Raw genomic sequence first — 13,428 nt, 5'->3', positions numbered from 1 at the left:
CCCCCGATGGCCCTGCGAAGGCCTCGTCCTCGAACGCCGGACGGGCTGGGTTGAGCATCATTTCGGTACCTCCGACAACAGATCCGCCACATCCAGTACGTGGTGGCCGCGCATCGCCGGCAGGCAGCTGCCGCGGGCCGGGCCGATCGCCGCCGCCCACTCCGCCGGGATCGCCGCGGCGCCCTGCGTCGCCCCCGCCAGCGCGCCCGCCACCGCCGCGGTCGTGTCCGCGTCGCGGCCCATGTTCACCGCCGTCAGGACGGAGTGGACGAAGTCGCCGTCCGCCGCCGCGTAGGCGCCGAAGGCCAGCGCCACCGCCTCCGGGGCCAGGTCGGTCCAGGGGTAGCCGCCGATGACCACCGCGGAACGGACCGCCCGTTCGCCCCGGTGGGCCACCGCCACCGCCCGGCGCAGTGAGCGGGCCGTCCAGGAGTCGTCGGGGACCACCGCGAGCGCCGATGCCACCACCGCGATCGTGGGGGCGCCCGCCATCGCCGCCGCCACGCCCGCCGCCACCGCCTGGCCGCCGTAGATGCCCTCCCCGTCGTGGCTCACCGACCCGTCGATGGCCACCAGGCGGGCCGCCTCGGCCGGGCGGCCCGCGGCGAAGACGCCGAAGGGCGCCGCGCGCATCGCCAGCCCGTCGCTCCAGGCGTGCCGGTGCTGGGCGGAGATGGGGGCCGCGAGGCCGCGGCGCAGGTTCTCCAGGGTGCCGCGTTCACTGAAGCCGGCGCCGCGGAACTGCCCCTCCTCGCGGTCCGCGATCAGTTCGTGCCACGCCGCGTCCACGTGCGCGGGCGTGAGCGCCGAACCGTGGCGGGCCAGCAGCAGGCCGGAGAAGAGCGCGTACTCCGTGTCGTCGGTGCCCGCGGGGGTGTCGGTGACGTAGCCCGTGATGCGGCCCCAGCGGGCCCGGATCTCCGACGGCTTCATGTTCTCCGCGGGGGCGCCCAGCGCGTCGCCCACCGCCAGGCCCAGGAGCGCGCCGCGCGCCCGGTCGCGGAGTTCGGCGGCGTCCCCCGGCGCCGGAACCGAGGGGATGCAGGCGATCGATGCCATACGCGGCCTCTCCTCCGGGGGCGTCCGCACAGGGCGCGGAGCCACTTGGCGGATGTGTCCCACGGGAGGGGGCCGGGAGAGCCTTCCGGGTCCCAGCGTCACCCGGTCGACATCTGTGCGGGCTATCTATCGAATGAGCGCGAAACTGCAAAGCCGCAGGTTAGATCAGCCTTTCCTTGCTGGCGGCAAGGGAATGAACAGCGTAGATTTGGGATTGTCGAAGAATGGAACTTGTCCAAACTTAGCCTTTCCTAAGCTCCAGGGGGATTGCTCGCATGGCCATCATCGAGACCGAGGCGGCGCTGCACGAGGCGCACCGGGACAACCACACGCACCGCGATGTGAACGGCGGCTGGCTGCGCCCCGCCGTCTTCGGTGCCATGGACGGACTCGTCTCCAACCTCGCTCTGATGACCGGCGTCGCCGGCGGTCAGGTCAGCCATCAGACGGTGGTGCTGACCGGGCTCGCCGGCCTGGCCGCCGGTGCCTTCTCCATGGCCGCAGGCGAGTACACCTCCGTCGCCTCGCAGCGCGAGCTGGTCGAGGCCGAGCTGGACGTCGAGCGGCGCGAGCTGCGCAAGCATCCGCAGGACGAGGAGGCCGAGCTGGCCGCGCTGTACCGGGCCCGCGGGGTGGACGCCGAGCTGGCCCGGGAGGTCGCCCGGCAGCTCTCCCGCGACCCCGAGCAGGCCCTGGAGATACACGCCCGTGAGGAGCTCGGGATCGATCCGGGCGACCTGCCCTCGCCCGGCGTCGCGGCCGTGTCGTCCTTCGGCGCCTTCGCGCTGGGCGCCCTGCTGCCCGTACTGCCGTATCTGCTGGGGGCGACCGCGCTGTGGCCCGCCGTGCTGCTGGCCCTCTTCGGGCTCTTCGCCTGCGGTGCCGTGGTGGCCAAGGTGACGGCGCGGACCTGGTGGTACAGCGGTGTGCGGCAGCTCGCCCTGGGTGGTGCGGCGGCCGGTGTGACGTACGCCCTGGGCAGTCTGTTCGGAACGGCCGTAGGATAGCGCGACTGGTACTTATGCGAGGGGTCGCATAAGTACCCGTTACTCGCTGGTTTCGAACGCTTAACCACCGGGCATGACCCGTAAGCGCTGTGGGCAATGGTGCCTGCCGCGCACCTGTGCGAGGTGGGCGACGACGCTCTCCTCGCCGCCGCCCGACGGACACCGATCTGATCGATCTTGTCCCTGTCGGTCCCCATCACTTCCGGCCGCTGATCGCGGCCCTGCCGTCACCCCCGCGGCGTCCCGCATGCTGGAACGGAGTATCCGGTTCCCGAGAATCGCTCCATCATGTAACCTGCACGAAATTTTGATCTCAGCGCGTATCTCGGCGCGGATCATCCGCAGAGGGCCAACGTCGTCCCTCGGCACCAGCCACATGCCACTGACGACGACGGGAGAGCCGATGCGTACGCCGCGCCAGCCGTCCCAGCATTCCGCGAATGGCCAGAACTGGTCCTTCATGGATGCTCGCCCTGCTGCGCAGGGTATGTACGACCCCCGCAACGAGCACGACGCCTGTGGCGTCGGCTTCGTGGCCACCCTCACCGGCGAGGCGAGCCATGCGCTGGTCGAGCAGGCGCTCACCGTTCTGCGCAACCTGGAGCACCGCGGTGCCACCGGCTCCGAGCCCGACTCGGGTGACGGCGCGGGCATCCTGTCCCAGGTCCCGGACGCCTTCTTCCGCGAGGTGGCCGGCTTCGAGCTGCCCGCGGCCGGTGCGTACGCCGTCGGTATCGCCTTCCTGCCGGTGGACGGCATCGAGGACGCCGTCTCACGGATCGAGACGATCGCCGCCGAGGAGGACCTCACCGTCCTGGGCTGGCGCGAGGTTCCCGTCGCGCCCGACCTGCTCGGCGCCACCGCCCGTTCCACGATGCCCGCCTTCCGGCAGATCTTCGTCGGCGACGGCGTCGCCCAGGGCATCGACCTCGACCGCAAGGCCTTCCTGCTGCGCAAGCGCGCCGAGCGCGAGGCCGGCGTCTACTTCCCGTCGCTGTCCGCCCGCACGATCGTCTACAAGGGCATGCTGACCACCGGCCAGCTGGAGCCCTTCTTCCCGGACCTGTCCGACCGCCGCTTCGCCTCCGCGATCGCGCTCGTGCACTCCCGGTTCTCCACGAACACCTTCCCGTCGTGGCCGCTCGCCCACCCGTACCGCTTCGTCGCGCACAACGGCGAGATCAACACCGTCAAGGGCAACCGCAACTGGATGCGGGCCCGTGAGTCGCAGCTCGTCTCCGAACTGTTCGGCGAGGGCGAGCTCGACCGCGTCTTCCCGGTCTGCACGCCCGACGCCTCCGACTCCGCCTCCTTCGACGAGGTGCTCGAACTCCTGCACCTGGGCGGCCGTTCGCTGCCGCACTCGGTGCTGATGATGATCCCGGAGGCGTGGGAGAACCACGACTCCATGGACCCGGCCCGGCGCGCCTTCTACCAGTTCCACTCCACGATGATGGAGCCCTGGGACGGCCCGGCCTGTGTCACCTTCACCGACGGCAGCCAGGTCGGCGCGGTGCTGGACCGCAACGGTCTGCGCCCCGGCCGCTACTGGGTCACCGACGAGGGCCTGGTCGTCCTCGGCTCCGAGGTCGGCGTCCTGGACATCGACCCCGCGAAGGTCGTCCGCAAGGGCCGCCTCCAGCCCGGCAAGATGTTCCTCGTCGACACCGTCGAGCACCGCATCATCGAGGACGACGAGATCAAGGCCCAGCTCGCCGCGGAGAAGCCGTACGCGGAATGGCTGGAAGCCGGCGAGATCGAGCTGTCCGACCTGCCCGAGCGTGAGCACATCGTGCACACCCACGCCTCGGTCACCCGCCGCCAGCAGACCTTCGGTTACACCGAGGAGGAGCTGCGGATCATCCTGGCGCCGATGGCCAAGGCCGCCGCCGAGCCGATCGGCTCGATGGGCACCGACTCGCCGATCGCCGCGCTGAGCGACCGCCCGCGGCTGCTCTTCGACTACTTCACCCAGCTGTTCGCGCAGGTCACCAACCCGCCGCTGGACGCCATCCGCGAGGAGCTGGTGACCTCGCTGCGCTCCTCGCTGGGCCCGGCCGGCAACCTGCTGGAGCCGACGGCCGCCTCCTGTCGCACCGTCACCCTGCCGTTCCCGGTGATCGACAACGACGAGCTGGCCAAGCTCATCCACATCAACGCCGACGGCGACATGCCCGGCTTCAAGGCCGCGACCCTCTCCGGCCTGTACCGGGTCTCCGGCGGCGGCGACGCCCTCGCCGCGCGCATCGAGGAGATCTGCGCCGAGGCCGACGCGGCCATCGAGAACGGCGCCCGCCTGATCGTCCTGTCGGACCGCCACTCCGACGCCGAGCACGCGCCGATCCCCTCGCTGCTGCTCACCGCGGCCGTCCACCACCACCTCATCCGCACCAAGCAGCGCACCCAGGTGGGCCTGCTGGTCGAGGCCGGTGACGTCCGCGAGGTCCACCACGTCGCCCTGCTCATCGGCTTCGGCGCCGCCGCGGTCAACCCGTACCTGGCCATGGAGTCGGTGGAGGACCTGGTCCGCGCCGGCACCTTCCTGCCCGGCATGGAGCCCGAGCAGGCCATCCGCAACCTGATCTACGCCCTGGGCAAGGGCGTGCTGAAGGTCATGTCGAAGATGGGCATCTCCACCGTCGCCTCCTACCGCGGCGCCCAGGTCTTCGAGGCCGTCGGTCTCGACCAGGCCTTCGTGGAGAAGTACTTCAACGGCACCGCCACCAAGATCGGCGGCGTCGGCATCGACGTCATCGCCAAGGAGGTCGCCGCCCGGCACGCCAAGGCGTACCCCGCCTCGGGCATCGCCCCGGCGCACCGCGCGCTGGACATCGGCGGCGAGTACCAGTGGCGCCGGGAGGGCGAGCCGCACCTGTTCGACCCGGAGACGGTCTTCCGCCTCCAGCACTCGACTCGCACCGCGCGCTACGACATCTTCAAGAAGTACACCGACCGCGTGAACGAGCAGTCCGAGCGCCTGATGACGCTGCGCGGCCTGTTCGGCTTCAAGTCGGACCGTCAGCCGATCTCCGTCGACGAGGTCGAGCCGGTCTCCGAGATCGTCAAGCGGTTCTCCACGGGCGCCATGTCGTACGGCTCCATCTCCAAGGAGGCGCACGAGACCCTCGCCATCGCCATGAACCAGCTGGGCGGCAAGTCCAACACCGGTGAGGGCGGCGAGGACGCGGACCGGCTGTACGACCCGGCGCGCCGGTCCAGCATCAAGCAGGTCGCCTCCGGCCGCTTCGGTGTGACCTCCGAGTACCTGGTCAACGCCGACGACATCCAGATCAAGATGGCCCAGGGTGCCAAGCCCGGCGAGGGCGGCCAGCTGCCCGGCCACAAGGTCTACCCGTGGGTCGCGAAGACGCGTCACTCGACGCCGGGCGTGGGGCTCATCTCCCCGCCGCCGCACCACGACATCTACTCCATCGAGGACCTGGCCCAGCTGATCCACGACCTGAAGAACGCGAACCCGCAGGCGCGGATCCACGTGAAGCTGGTCTCCGAGGTCGGCGTCGGCACGGTCGCCGCGGGTGTGTCCAAGGCGCACGCGGACGTCGTGCTGATCTCCGGCCACGACGGCGGCACCGGCGCCTCGCCGCTGACGTCGCTGAAGCACGCCGGTGGCCCCTGGGAGCTGGGCCTCGCCGAGACCCAGCAGACCCTGCTGCTCAACGGTCTGCGCGACCGCATCGTCGTGCAGACCGACGGCCAGCTGAAGACCGGCCGTGACGTCGTCATCGCCGCGCTGCTCGGCGCCGAGGAGTTCGGGTTCGCGACCGCGCCGCTCGTCGTCTCCGGTTGCGTCATGATGCGCGTCTGCCACCTGGACACCTGCCCGGTCGGCATCGCCACCCAGAACCCGACCCTGCGCGACCGGTTCTCCGGCAAGGCCGAGTACGTCGTGAACTTCTTCCGGTTCATCGCCGAAGAGGTCCGCGAGATCCTCGCCGAGCTGGGTTTCCGCTCCATCGAGGAGGCCGTCGGCCACGCCGAGGCGCTCGACGTGAGCCGCGCCGTCGACCACTGGAAGGCGCAGGGCCTGGACCTGTCCCCGCTGTTCTACGTGCCGGCACTGCCCGAGGGCACCCCGCTGCACCAGGTCATCGAGCAGGACCACGGCCTGGAGAAGGCGCTCGACAACGAGCTGATCAAGCTCGCCGCCGATGCCCTCGCCGCGGACTCCGCCACCGACGCCCAGCCGGTGCGCGCCCAGGTCGCCATCCGCAACATCAACCGCACGGTCGGCACCATGCTCGGCCACGAGGTGACCAAGAAGTTCGGTGGCGCGGGCCTGCCCGACGACACCATCGACATCACCTTCACCGGCTCGGCCGGCCAGTCCTTCGGCGCCTTCCTCCCGCGCGGTGTCACGCTGCGCCTGGAGGGCGACGCCAACGACTACGTCGGCAAGGGCCTCTCGGGCGGCCGGGTGATCGTCCGTCCCGACCGGGGCGCCGACCACCTCGCCGAGTTCTCCACGATCGCGGGCAACACCATCGCGTACGGCGCGACCGGCGGCGAGCTGTTCCTGCGCGGCCGGACCGGTGAGCGGTTCTGCGTCCGCAACTCCGGCGCGACCGTCGTCTCCGAGGGCGTGGGCGACCACGGCTGCGAGTACATGACCGGCGGTCACGCGGTGGTGCTCGGCGAGACGGGCCGCAACTTCGCGGCCGGCATGTCGGGCGGTGTCGCCTACGTCATCGACCTCGACCGCGACAACGTCAACGTCGGCAACCTCGACGCGATCGAGGCGCTGTCGGACGACGACCGGCAGTGGCTGCACGACGTGGTGCGCCGCCACGCCGAGGAGACCGCCTCGACGGTCGCCGAGAAGCTGCTCGCCGACTGGGACACGTCCGTGCAGCGCTTCAGCAAGATCATCCCCAGCACGTACAAGGCAGTGCTCGCCGCCAAGGACGCCGCCGAGCGAGCCGGTCTCTCCGAGACCGAGATCACCGAGAAGATGATGGAGGCGGCGACCAATGGCTGATCCCAAGGGCTTTCTCAACCACGGCCGCGAGGTCGCCACGTCCCGCCCGGTCGAGGAGCGGCTGCGGGACTGGAACGAGGTCTACGTCCCCGGCTCCCTGCTGCCGATCATCAGCAAGCAGGCCAGCCGCTGCATGGACTGCGGCATCCCGTTCTGCCACAACGGCTGTCCGCTCGGGAACCTGATCCCGGAGTGGAACGACTACGCCTACCGCGAGGACTGGTCGGCTGCGCAGGAGCGGCTGCACGCGACCAACAACTTCCCCGAGTTCACCGGCCGGCTCTGCCCGGCGCCCTGCGAGTCGGCGTGTGTGCTCGGCATCAACCAGCCGGCCGTCACCATCAAGAACGTCGAGGTCTCGATCATCGACAAGGCGTGGGAGACCGGTGACGTCGCCGCGCAGGCCCCCGAGCGCCTGTCCGGCAAGACGGTCGCGGTCATCGGCTCGGGCCCGGCGGGCCTGGCCGCCGCCCAGCAGCTCACGCGGGCCGGTCACACCGTCGCCGTCTACGAGCGCGCGGACCGGATCGGCGGACTCCTGCGGTACGGCATCCCCGAGTTCAAGATGGAGAAGCGGCACATCAACCGCCGTATCGAGCAGATGCGCGCGGAGGGCACCCGGTTCCGTACCGGCATCGAGATCGGCCGCGACCTCAAGGCGACCGACCTGAAGAAGCGGTACGACGCCGTCGTCATCGCCGCCGGTGCCACCACCGCCCGCGATCTGCCCGTCCCCGGCCGGGAGCTGAAGGGCATCCACCAGGCCATGGAGTACCTGCCGCTGGCCAACAAGGTGCAGGAGGGCGACTACGTCACCACGCCGATCTCGGCGGAGGGCAAGCACGTCGTCGTCATCGGCGGCGGTGACACCGGCGCCGACTGCGTGGGCACCGCCCACCGCCAGCGCGCGGCCTCGGTGACGCAGCTGGAGATCATGCCCCGCCCGAACGACGAGCGGGACGCCGTCTCCCAGCCGTGGCCGACCTTCCCGCTGCTGTACAAGGTCACCTCCGCGCACGAGGAGGGCGGCGAGCGGGTCTACTCCGTCTCCACCACCCACTTCGAGGGCGACGAGGACGGCAACGTGCAGTGGCTGCACCTCACCGAGGTGGAGTTCATCGACGGCAGGCTGACCCCGAAGCCGGGCACCGAGCGGAAGATCCCCGCCCAGCTGGTCACCCTCGCCATGGGCTTCACCGGCACCGACCGGGAGAACGGCCTGGTGGAGCAGTTCGCCCTGGAGCTCGACGAGCGCGGCAACATCGCCCGCGACGCCGACTTCCAGACGAACGTGCCGGGTGTGTTCGTCGCCGGTGACGCGGGCCGCGGCCAGTCGCTGATCGTGTGGGCCATCGCCGAGGGCCGCTCCGCCGCCCGTGGCGTGGACCGCTTCCTGACCGGCGCCAGCGACCTGCCGGCCCCGATCCGCCCGACCGACCGGGCCCTGATGGTCTGACGGTCCGTCGAGGACCGTTCGAGAAACGTCCCGTACAAAGGCGTACGGAACACAGACGGCGCCTGCCCTTTGTCCCCGACCGGACGACGGGGCAGGCGCCGCCGCCTTTCTCAGGACACCTGGTACCGGTCCCCGTACATGCGCCACTCCAGGGGGGTCCGCAGCTCCATGTTGCCGTCGTGGAGCCACTCCCGCTGGGCCGTGTCGATCCGGCTGGTGTCGGCGGTGGACTTCTTGCGCTGCATCGCCTGCTTGCGGATGTCCAGGAAGATGTCGAGGTACGCCTTCTCCGAGCCGCCCCTCGACGGCAGCTTCGCCTCGTTCAGGGCGCGTTCGCGCAGGCCGTAGAAGCCGTTGGGGCTCGGGTCCGGGCCGTGCAGGACCATCGCGTCGTAGTAGACGAACTGCCCCAGCGTGCCCAGGCCGTCGAGCTTGGCGAGGCGGACCGCTGGGTTGAAGTAGACGCGGTCGCGCTCCTGGTCCTGGGCGGTGCGGAAGGCCGGCTTCTTCGACTCCGCCTTCCAGGCCGTCGGGAAGCCCGGGTCCAGGCCCTCGTGCGAGTCGGTGCCGTCCACCTCGCGCAGGGCGGGCAGGTAGCGGGCCAGGCCGTTGTCCGGGTGCGCCCCGGTGTACCGCTCGACGAGGGCGAGCAGGTCGTGGGTGCCGGTGCAGAAGCCGATGATGCCGGCCGTGTAGCCGCATCCGTCGCCGTTGTCCTCGACGCTGCCGTAGCCCAGGCGCCAGTTCAGGCTGGAGAACTCGGCCGTCGCCGCGATCTGCAGGGCCAGCTCCTTCTTCGCCGGGGCGGCGAGGCCCGGCGGCAGGCTCGCGAGCATCTTCTCGTCCGCGGCGCGCTCGGTCTCGGCCCGCTCCTTGGCCTCCTCGCGGGCCAGCTGGGCGGCCGAGACCGGCGGCTTCGCCGGGCTCTGCGCGGAGTCGGTGGGCATCAGGAAGTACGCCGCCGCCGTGAGCGCGACGGGCACGGCCGCGAACGCCAGGATTCCGGTGCGTCTCACTTCAGTCCTCCCCCTGTGCGCGACGGCGACAGCAGGTCGTGACGCTGGACTGGGGTTTCAAGCCGGCTCCTCGAAAGGCAATGGGACGGTGGGTGAGCCGGTGGGGACGGCGGCGTACAAAATAACCAACAGGTGTGGATGCCGGGAGAGGCGGGTCAAGTGTGACGTAATCTCGGCAGCCGGTCGGTCGAGTCAAGGGGGAAGCCGATGGCGGCGATCAGTCTCAGCAAGGTGGAGGAGACCGCGCCCGCGCTGGTCAGCCTGTACAAGAGCGCCGGGGTGTCGCTGGCCAAGCACGGTCTGGACGGGCTGCGGGCCGCGGTCTACCTGGTGGTCGACTACTCCGGTTCCATGAAGCCGTACTACAAGGACGGCAGTGTGCAGGCGCTCGCCGACCGGGTGCTCGGGCTCTCCGCGCACCTCGACGACGACGGCCGGGTGCCGGTGGTGTTCTTCTCCACCGACGTCGACGCCCAGACCGAGATCGCCCTCGCCGATCACCAGGGGCGGATCGAGCGGATCGTGGCCGGGCTCGGGCACATGGGCAAGACCAGCTACCACCTCGCCATGGACGCCGTGATCGACCACTACCTGGACAGCGGCTCGCGGGAGCCCGCCCTGGTGGTCTTCCAGACCGACGGCGGCCCGATCAACAAGCTCGCCGCGGAACGGTATCTGTGCAAGGCGGCCCGGCTGCCGCTGTTCTGGCAGTTCATCGGCTTCGGGGACCCCTCCAGCCGGCAGTTCGAGTATCTGCGCAAGCTCGACGAGCTGTCCGTGCCGGACAAGCGGGCCGTCGACAACGCCGGCTTCTTCCACGCCGGGCAGGATCCGCGCAAGGTCTCCGACGCCGACCTGTACGACCGCCTGGTGGGGGAGTTCCCGAAGTGGCTGGTGGCGGCGCGGGCCCAGGGGATCGTCCCGCCGCGCGCCTGAACCGACGCCGGGGCGCCCAGGCGGCCCGGGATCCACGGGGAGGTCACCGGCGGCGGGCACCCCCACCCAGGACTGCGGCCCGGCACTCGTCCGGGCCGCCCCAGGCGGTGCGCAGGGCGCGGGCCTTGGTCAGCCAGAGCGACAGGTCGCACTCCGCGGTGTAGCCGATCGCGCCGTGCAGCTGGAGGGCGGTACGGGCGGTGGCGTACGCCGCCTCGCAGGCGGTGACCTTGGCGGCGGCGATGTCCTCGGGGGTGCGGGTGAGGGCGGCGCCGAGGACGAGGGGGCGGGCGAACTCCAGGGCGATCTTCGCGTCGGCCAGCCGGTGCTTGACGGCCTGGAACGAGCCGATGGGGGACCCGAACTGGCTGCGCCGCTCGACGTGGGTGACCGTCCGGGCGAGGAGGGCCAGGCCGACGCCGAGGGCCTGGGCGGCGGTGAGGAGACGGGCCAGGGCCAGTGCGCGTCCGGCGGCCGGGGTGGCGGTGAGGAGTTCGCCCGCGGCCAGGGCGGTGAGGCGGCGGGCGGGGTCGATCGACGGGCGGACCGGGCCGTGGCCGGGGCAGCGGAACAGGCCGTCGGGGGTGAGCAGGAGCCGCAGGTCCGCCACGTCCCCGTCCAGGGCCCACGGGCCCCCGCAGGCCACCGTCGCCATGATCTCCCCGGAGACGAGCCGCTCGGGCTCCGAGAGCAGCGCGGCGGCCGTGACGGTCTCGACGAGCGGGCCGGGCACAGCGTGCCGGCCCAGCTCCACGAAGGCGAGGGCGAGCTCGACCGGGCGCAGACCGAAGCCGTCCTGTTCCGGCGGCACGGCGAGTGCGAACACCCCGGCCCCGGCGATACGGCCCCACAGCGCCCGCCCGCGCGCGTGCTCGCCCCGGCTCCAGTCCCGTACGACGGCCGCAGTGTCCGCCGCGCCCAGCATCGCGTCCAGGGAGGAGGTGAACGCCCGCTGCTCGGCGTCGGGCAGAAAGCGCATCAGCGGCGTCCCTTCGGCAGGCCCAGCAGGCGTTCGGCGATGATGTCCCGCTGTATCTCGTTCGTCCCGGCGTAGATCGGTCCCGCGAGGGCGAAGACATAGCGCTCGGCCCACTCCGTGTCCGCCAGCTCGCCCTCCTCGCCCAGGAGATCGAGCGCCGTCTCGTGCAGGGCGATGTCGTACTCCGACCAGAACACCTTGTTCAGGCTGGACTCGGGGCCGGTCCGCTCGCCGTCGAGGCAGCGGGAGGCGGCCGCGTAGGTGAAGAGCTGGTAGGCGCGGGCGCCGATGAGGGCGTCGGCGACGCCTCTTCTCGCGGTCTCCGGTTCGCCTCGCGCCCGCCACAGACGGTGGAGGCGCTCCGCGCTCGCGAGGAACCGCCCCGGCGAACGCAGCTTCAGCCCCCGTTCGTCGCTCGCCGTGGACATCGCGATCCGCCAGCCCTGCCCCGGCTCGCCGATCACGTCCTCGTCCGGCACGAACACCTCGTCCAGGAACAGCTCGGCGAAGGCCGGTCTGCCGTCCAGCCGGCGGATCGGGCGGACCGTGACACCGGGCGCGCGCAGGCCGAACATCAGGTAGGTCAGCCCCTGATGGGGTTTCGGTGCCTTTGGATCGCTGCGGAACAGGCCGAACGCGCGGTCCGCGAAGGCCGCCCGGGACGACCAGGTCTTCTGGCCGGACAGCAGCCAGCCGCCCGCCACGCGCGTGGCCCTCGACCGCAGGGACGCCAGATCCGAGCCCGCCTCCGGCTCCGACCACGCCTGCGCCCAGACCACCTTGCCGGACGCCATCGGCGGCAGCACCCGCGCCCGCTGCTCCGCCGTACCGAAGTCGAAGAGCGTCGGCGCGAGCAGGCTGATGCCGTTCTGCGTCACCCGGCCCGGCGCGCCGGACGCGTAGTACTCCTCCTCGAACAGCAGCCACTGGACGAGGGAGGCGCCCCGGCCGCCGTACTCCGCGGGCCAGTCGACCACCGACCAGCGGGCCCCGGCCAGTTCGGCCTCCCAGGCGCGATGCGCCGCGAAGCCCTCCTCGGTCTCCAGGGACGGCAGCGGCTCGGCCGGCACCCGCGCGCGCAGCCAGGCCCGGGCCTCCGCGCGCAGAGCGGTCTCCTCCTCGGTGAACGCGAGATCCATCGGCCGCCACTCCTTCCCTAACAAGTGTTTGGTAGGTTAGCGTGCCCCTATGACAGGCGTCGAGAGCCCGGCGTACGTCCCCGGGCACGGGCTGCTGACGGGCCGTACCGCCGTCGTCACGGCGGCCGCGGGCGCGGGCATCGGCGCGGCGACCGCGCGCCGGTTCCTGGAGGAGGGGGCGCGGGTGCTCCTCAGCGACGCGCACGTCCGGCGGCTGACGGAGCACGAGGCCCGGCTGGGGCGGGAGTTCCCGGGGGCGGTGACGGCCGTCGCCTGTGATGTCACCGACGAGACCCAGGTGACGGCCCTGTTCGACACCGCCGTCCAGGAGCACGGGCGGCTGGACGTGGTGGTCAACAACGCCGGGCTCGGCGGGACGTCGGCCCTCGTCGACATGACCGACGAGCAGTGGTCGCGGGTCCTCGACGTCACCCTCGGCGGCACCTTCCGCTGCGTCCGGGCCGCCCTGCGCCGGATGCGGGAGACCGGCGGGGTGATCGTCAACAACGCCTCCGTGCTGGGCTGGCGCGCGCAGGCCGGGCAGGCGCACTACGCCGCCGCGAAGGCCGGCGTCATGGCGCTGACCCGGTGCGCCGCGCTGGAGGCGGCCGCCTACGGGGTGCGCGTCAACGCCGTCGCCCCGAGTCTCGCCATGCATCCGCACCTGGCCAAGGTGACCTCGCCGGAACTGCTGGCGGAGCTCACCGCGCGCGAGGCCTTCGGGCGGTACGCCGAACCCTGGGAGGTGGCCAACGCGATCGTCTTCCTGGCGTCCGGCTACTCCTCGTACCTGACCGGAGAGGTCGTCTCCGTCAGCAGCCAGCACGCCTAGGACGAGAA

Annotated in this window: 9 protein-coding genes; 5 read left to right on the top strand and 4 right to left on the bottom strand. The window is 71.5% G+C overall.

The features are described from left to right. Positions 1 to 57: 57 nt before the first annotated feature. Positions 58 to 1,059, bottom strand: coding sequence for an ADP-ribosylglycohydrolase family protein (locus ACWD11_RS05460; RefSeq protein ID WP_389418605.1), 1,002 nt, complete (start codon positions 1,057 to 1,059; stop codon positions 58 to 60). Positions 1,060 to 1,334: 275 nt separating this feature from the next. Here ACWD11_RS05460 and ACWD11_RS05455 point away from each other — a divergent pair, with 275 nt between their 5' ends. The 3 genes from ACWD11_RS05455 (at position 1,335) to ACWD11_RS05445 (ending at position 8,518) form a co-directional block, all read left to right on the top strand. Next, complete coding sequence (locus tag ACWD11_RS05455) at positions 1,335 to 2,066, top strand: VIT1/CCC1 transporter family protein (RefSeq protein ID WP_451281429.1); 732 nt, start codon at positions 1,335 to 1,337, stop codon at positions 2,064 to 2,066. 403 nt (positions 2,067 to 2,469) lie between these two features. Continuing rightward, on the top strand, positions 2,470 to 7,062 hold the full coding sequence (gltB, locus tag ACWD11_RS05450) for a glutamate synthase large subunit (RefSeq protein ID WP_451281427.1): 4,593 nt from the start codon (positions 2,470 to 2,472) through the stop codon (positions 7,060 to 7,062). After that, on the top strand, positions 7,055 to 8,518 hold the full coding sequence (locus ACWD11_RS05445) for a glutamate synthase subunit beta (protein WP_389418608.1): 1,464 nt from the start codon (positions 7,055 to 7,057) through the stop codon (positions 8,516 to 8,518). Before gltB ends, ACWD11_RS05445 begins: the two co-directional genes overlap by 8 nt. A gap of 110 nt (positions 8,519 to 8,628) precedes the next feature. Here ACWD11_RS05445 and ACWD11_RS05440 read toward each other — a convergent pair whose 3' ends face one another. Then, positions 8,629 to 9,534 carry a chitosanase gene (locus ACWD11_RS05440; protein WP_451281425.1) on the bottom strand — a complete coding sequence of 302 codons (906 nt, stop codon included), beginning with the start codon at positions 9,532 to 9,534 and terminating at the stop codon, positions 8,629 to 8,631. Between the two features lie 207 nt (positions 9,535 to 9,741). Here ACWD11_RS05440 and ACWD11_RS05435 point away from each other — a divergent pair, with 207 nt between their 5' ends. Then, positions 9,742 to 10,470 carry a vWA domain-containing protein gene (locus tag ACWD11_RS05435; protein ID WP_451281423.1) on the top strand — a complete coding sequence of 243 codons (729 nt, stop codon included), beginning with the start codon at positions 9,742 to 9,744 and terminating at the stop codon, positions 10,468 to 10,470. Between the two features lie 43 nt (positions 10,471 to 10,513). Here ACWD11_RS05435 and ACWD11_RS05430 read toward each other — a convergent pair whose 3' ends face one another. Both ACWD11_RS05430 and ACWD11_RS05425 read right to left on the bottom strand, forming a co-directional pair. Further along, positions 10,514 to 11,449, bottom strand: a complete 936-nt coding sequence (locus ACWD11_RS05430; RefSeq protein ID WP_451281421.1) for an acyl-CoA dehydrogenase family protein — start codon at positions 11,447 to 11,449, stop codon at positions 10,514 to 10,516. Then, positions 11,449 to 12,588, bottom strand: coding sequence for an acyl-CoA dehydrogenase family protein (locus ACWD11_RS05425; protein ID WP_451281419.1), 1,140 nt, complete (start codon positions 12,586 to 12,588; stop codon positions 11,449 to 11,451). The genes ACWD11_RS05430 and ACWD11_RS05425 overlap by 1 nt, the downstream gene beginning before the upstream one ends. Positions 12,589 to 12,637: 49 nt before the next feature. Here ACWD11_RS05425 and ACWD11_RS05420 point away from each other — a divergent pair, with 49 nt between their 5' ends. Then, a complete protein-coding gene (locus tag ACWD11_RS05420) occupies positions 12,638 to 13,420 on the top strand; it encodes an SDR family oxidoreductase (RefSeq protein ID WP_451281417.1) in 783 nt (260 codons plus the stop codon). Positions 13,421 to 13,428: the final 8 nt, after the last annotated feature.

It is taken from the genome of Streptomyces sp. NPDC002776 (genome assembly GCF_053592195.1).
Note: the sequence above shows the minus strand (reverse complement) of the source record. Positions and strands in the feature narration are given on the sequence as shown.

Bases quoted from the DNA above. Each gene is read 5' to 3' on its own strand.
- ACWD11_RS05460 (WP_389418605.1), bottom strand. From the start codon at position 1,059: ATGGCATCGATCGCCTGCATCCCCTCGGTTCCGGCGCCGGGGGACGCC.
- ACWD11_RS05455 (WP_451281429.1), top strand. From the start codon at position 1,335: ATGGCCATCATCGAGACCGAGGCGGCGCTGCACGAGGCGCACCGGGAC.
- gltB (WP_451281427.1), top strand. From the start codon at position 2,470: ATGCGTACGCCGCGCCAGCCGTCCCAGCATTCCGCGAATGGCCAGAAC.
- ACWD11_RS05445 (WP_389418608.1), top strand. From the start codon at position 7,055: ATGGCTGATCCCAAGGGCTTTCTCAACCACGGCCGCGAGGTCGCCACG.
- ACWD11_RS05435 (WP_451281423.1), top strand. From the start codon at position 9,742: ATGGCGGCGATCAGTCTCAGCAAGGTGGAGGAGACCGCGCCCGCGCTG.
- ACWD11_RS05430 (WP_451281421.1), bottom strand. From the start codon at position 11,449: ATGCGCTTTCTGCCCGACGCCGAGCAGCGGGCGTTCACCTCCTCCCTG.
- ACWD11_RS05425 (WP_451281419.1), bottom strand. From the start codon at position 12,588: ATGGATCTCGCGTTCACCGAGGAGGAGACCGCTCTGCGCGCGGAGGCC.
- ACWD11_RS05420 (WP_451281417.1), top strand. From the start codon at position 12,638: ATGACAGGCGTCGAGAGCCCGGCGTACGTCCCCGGGCACGGGCTGCTG.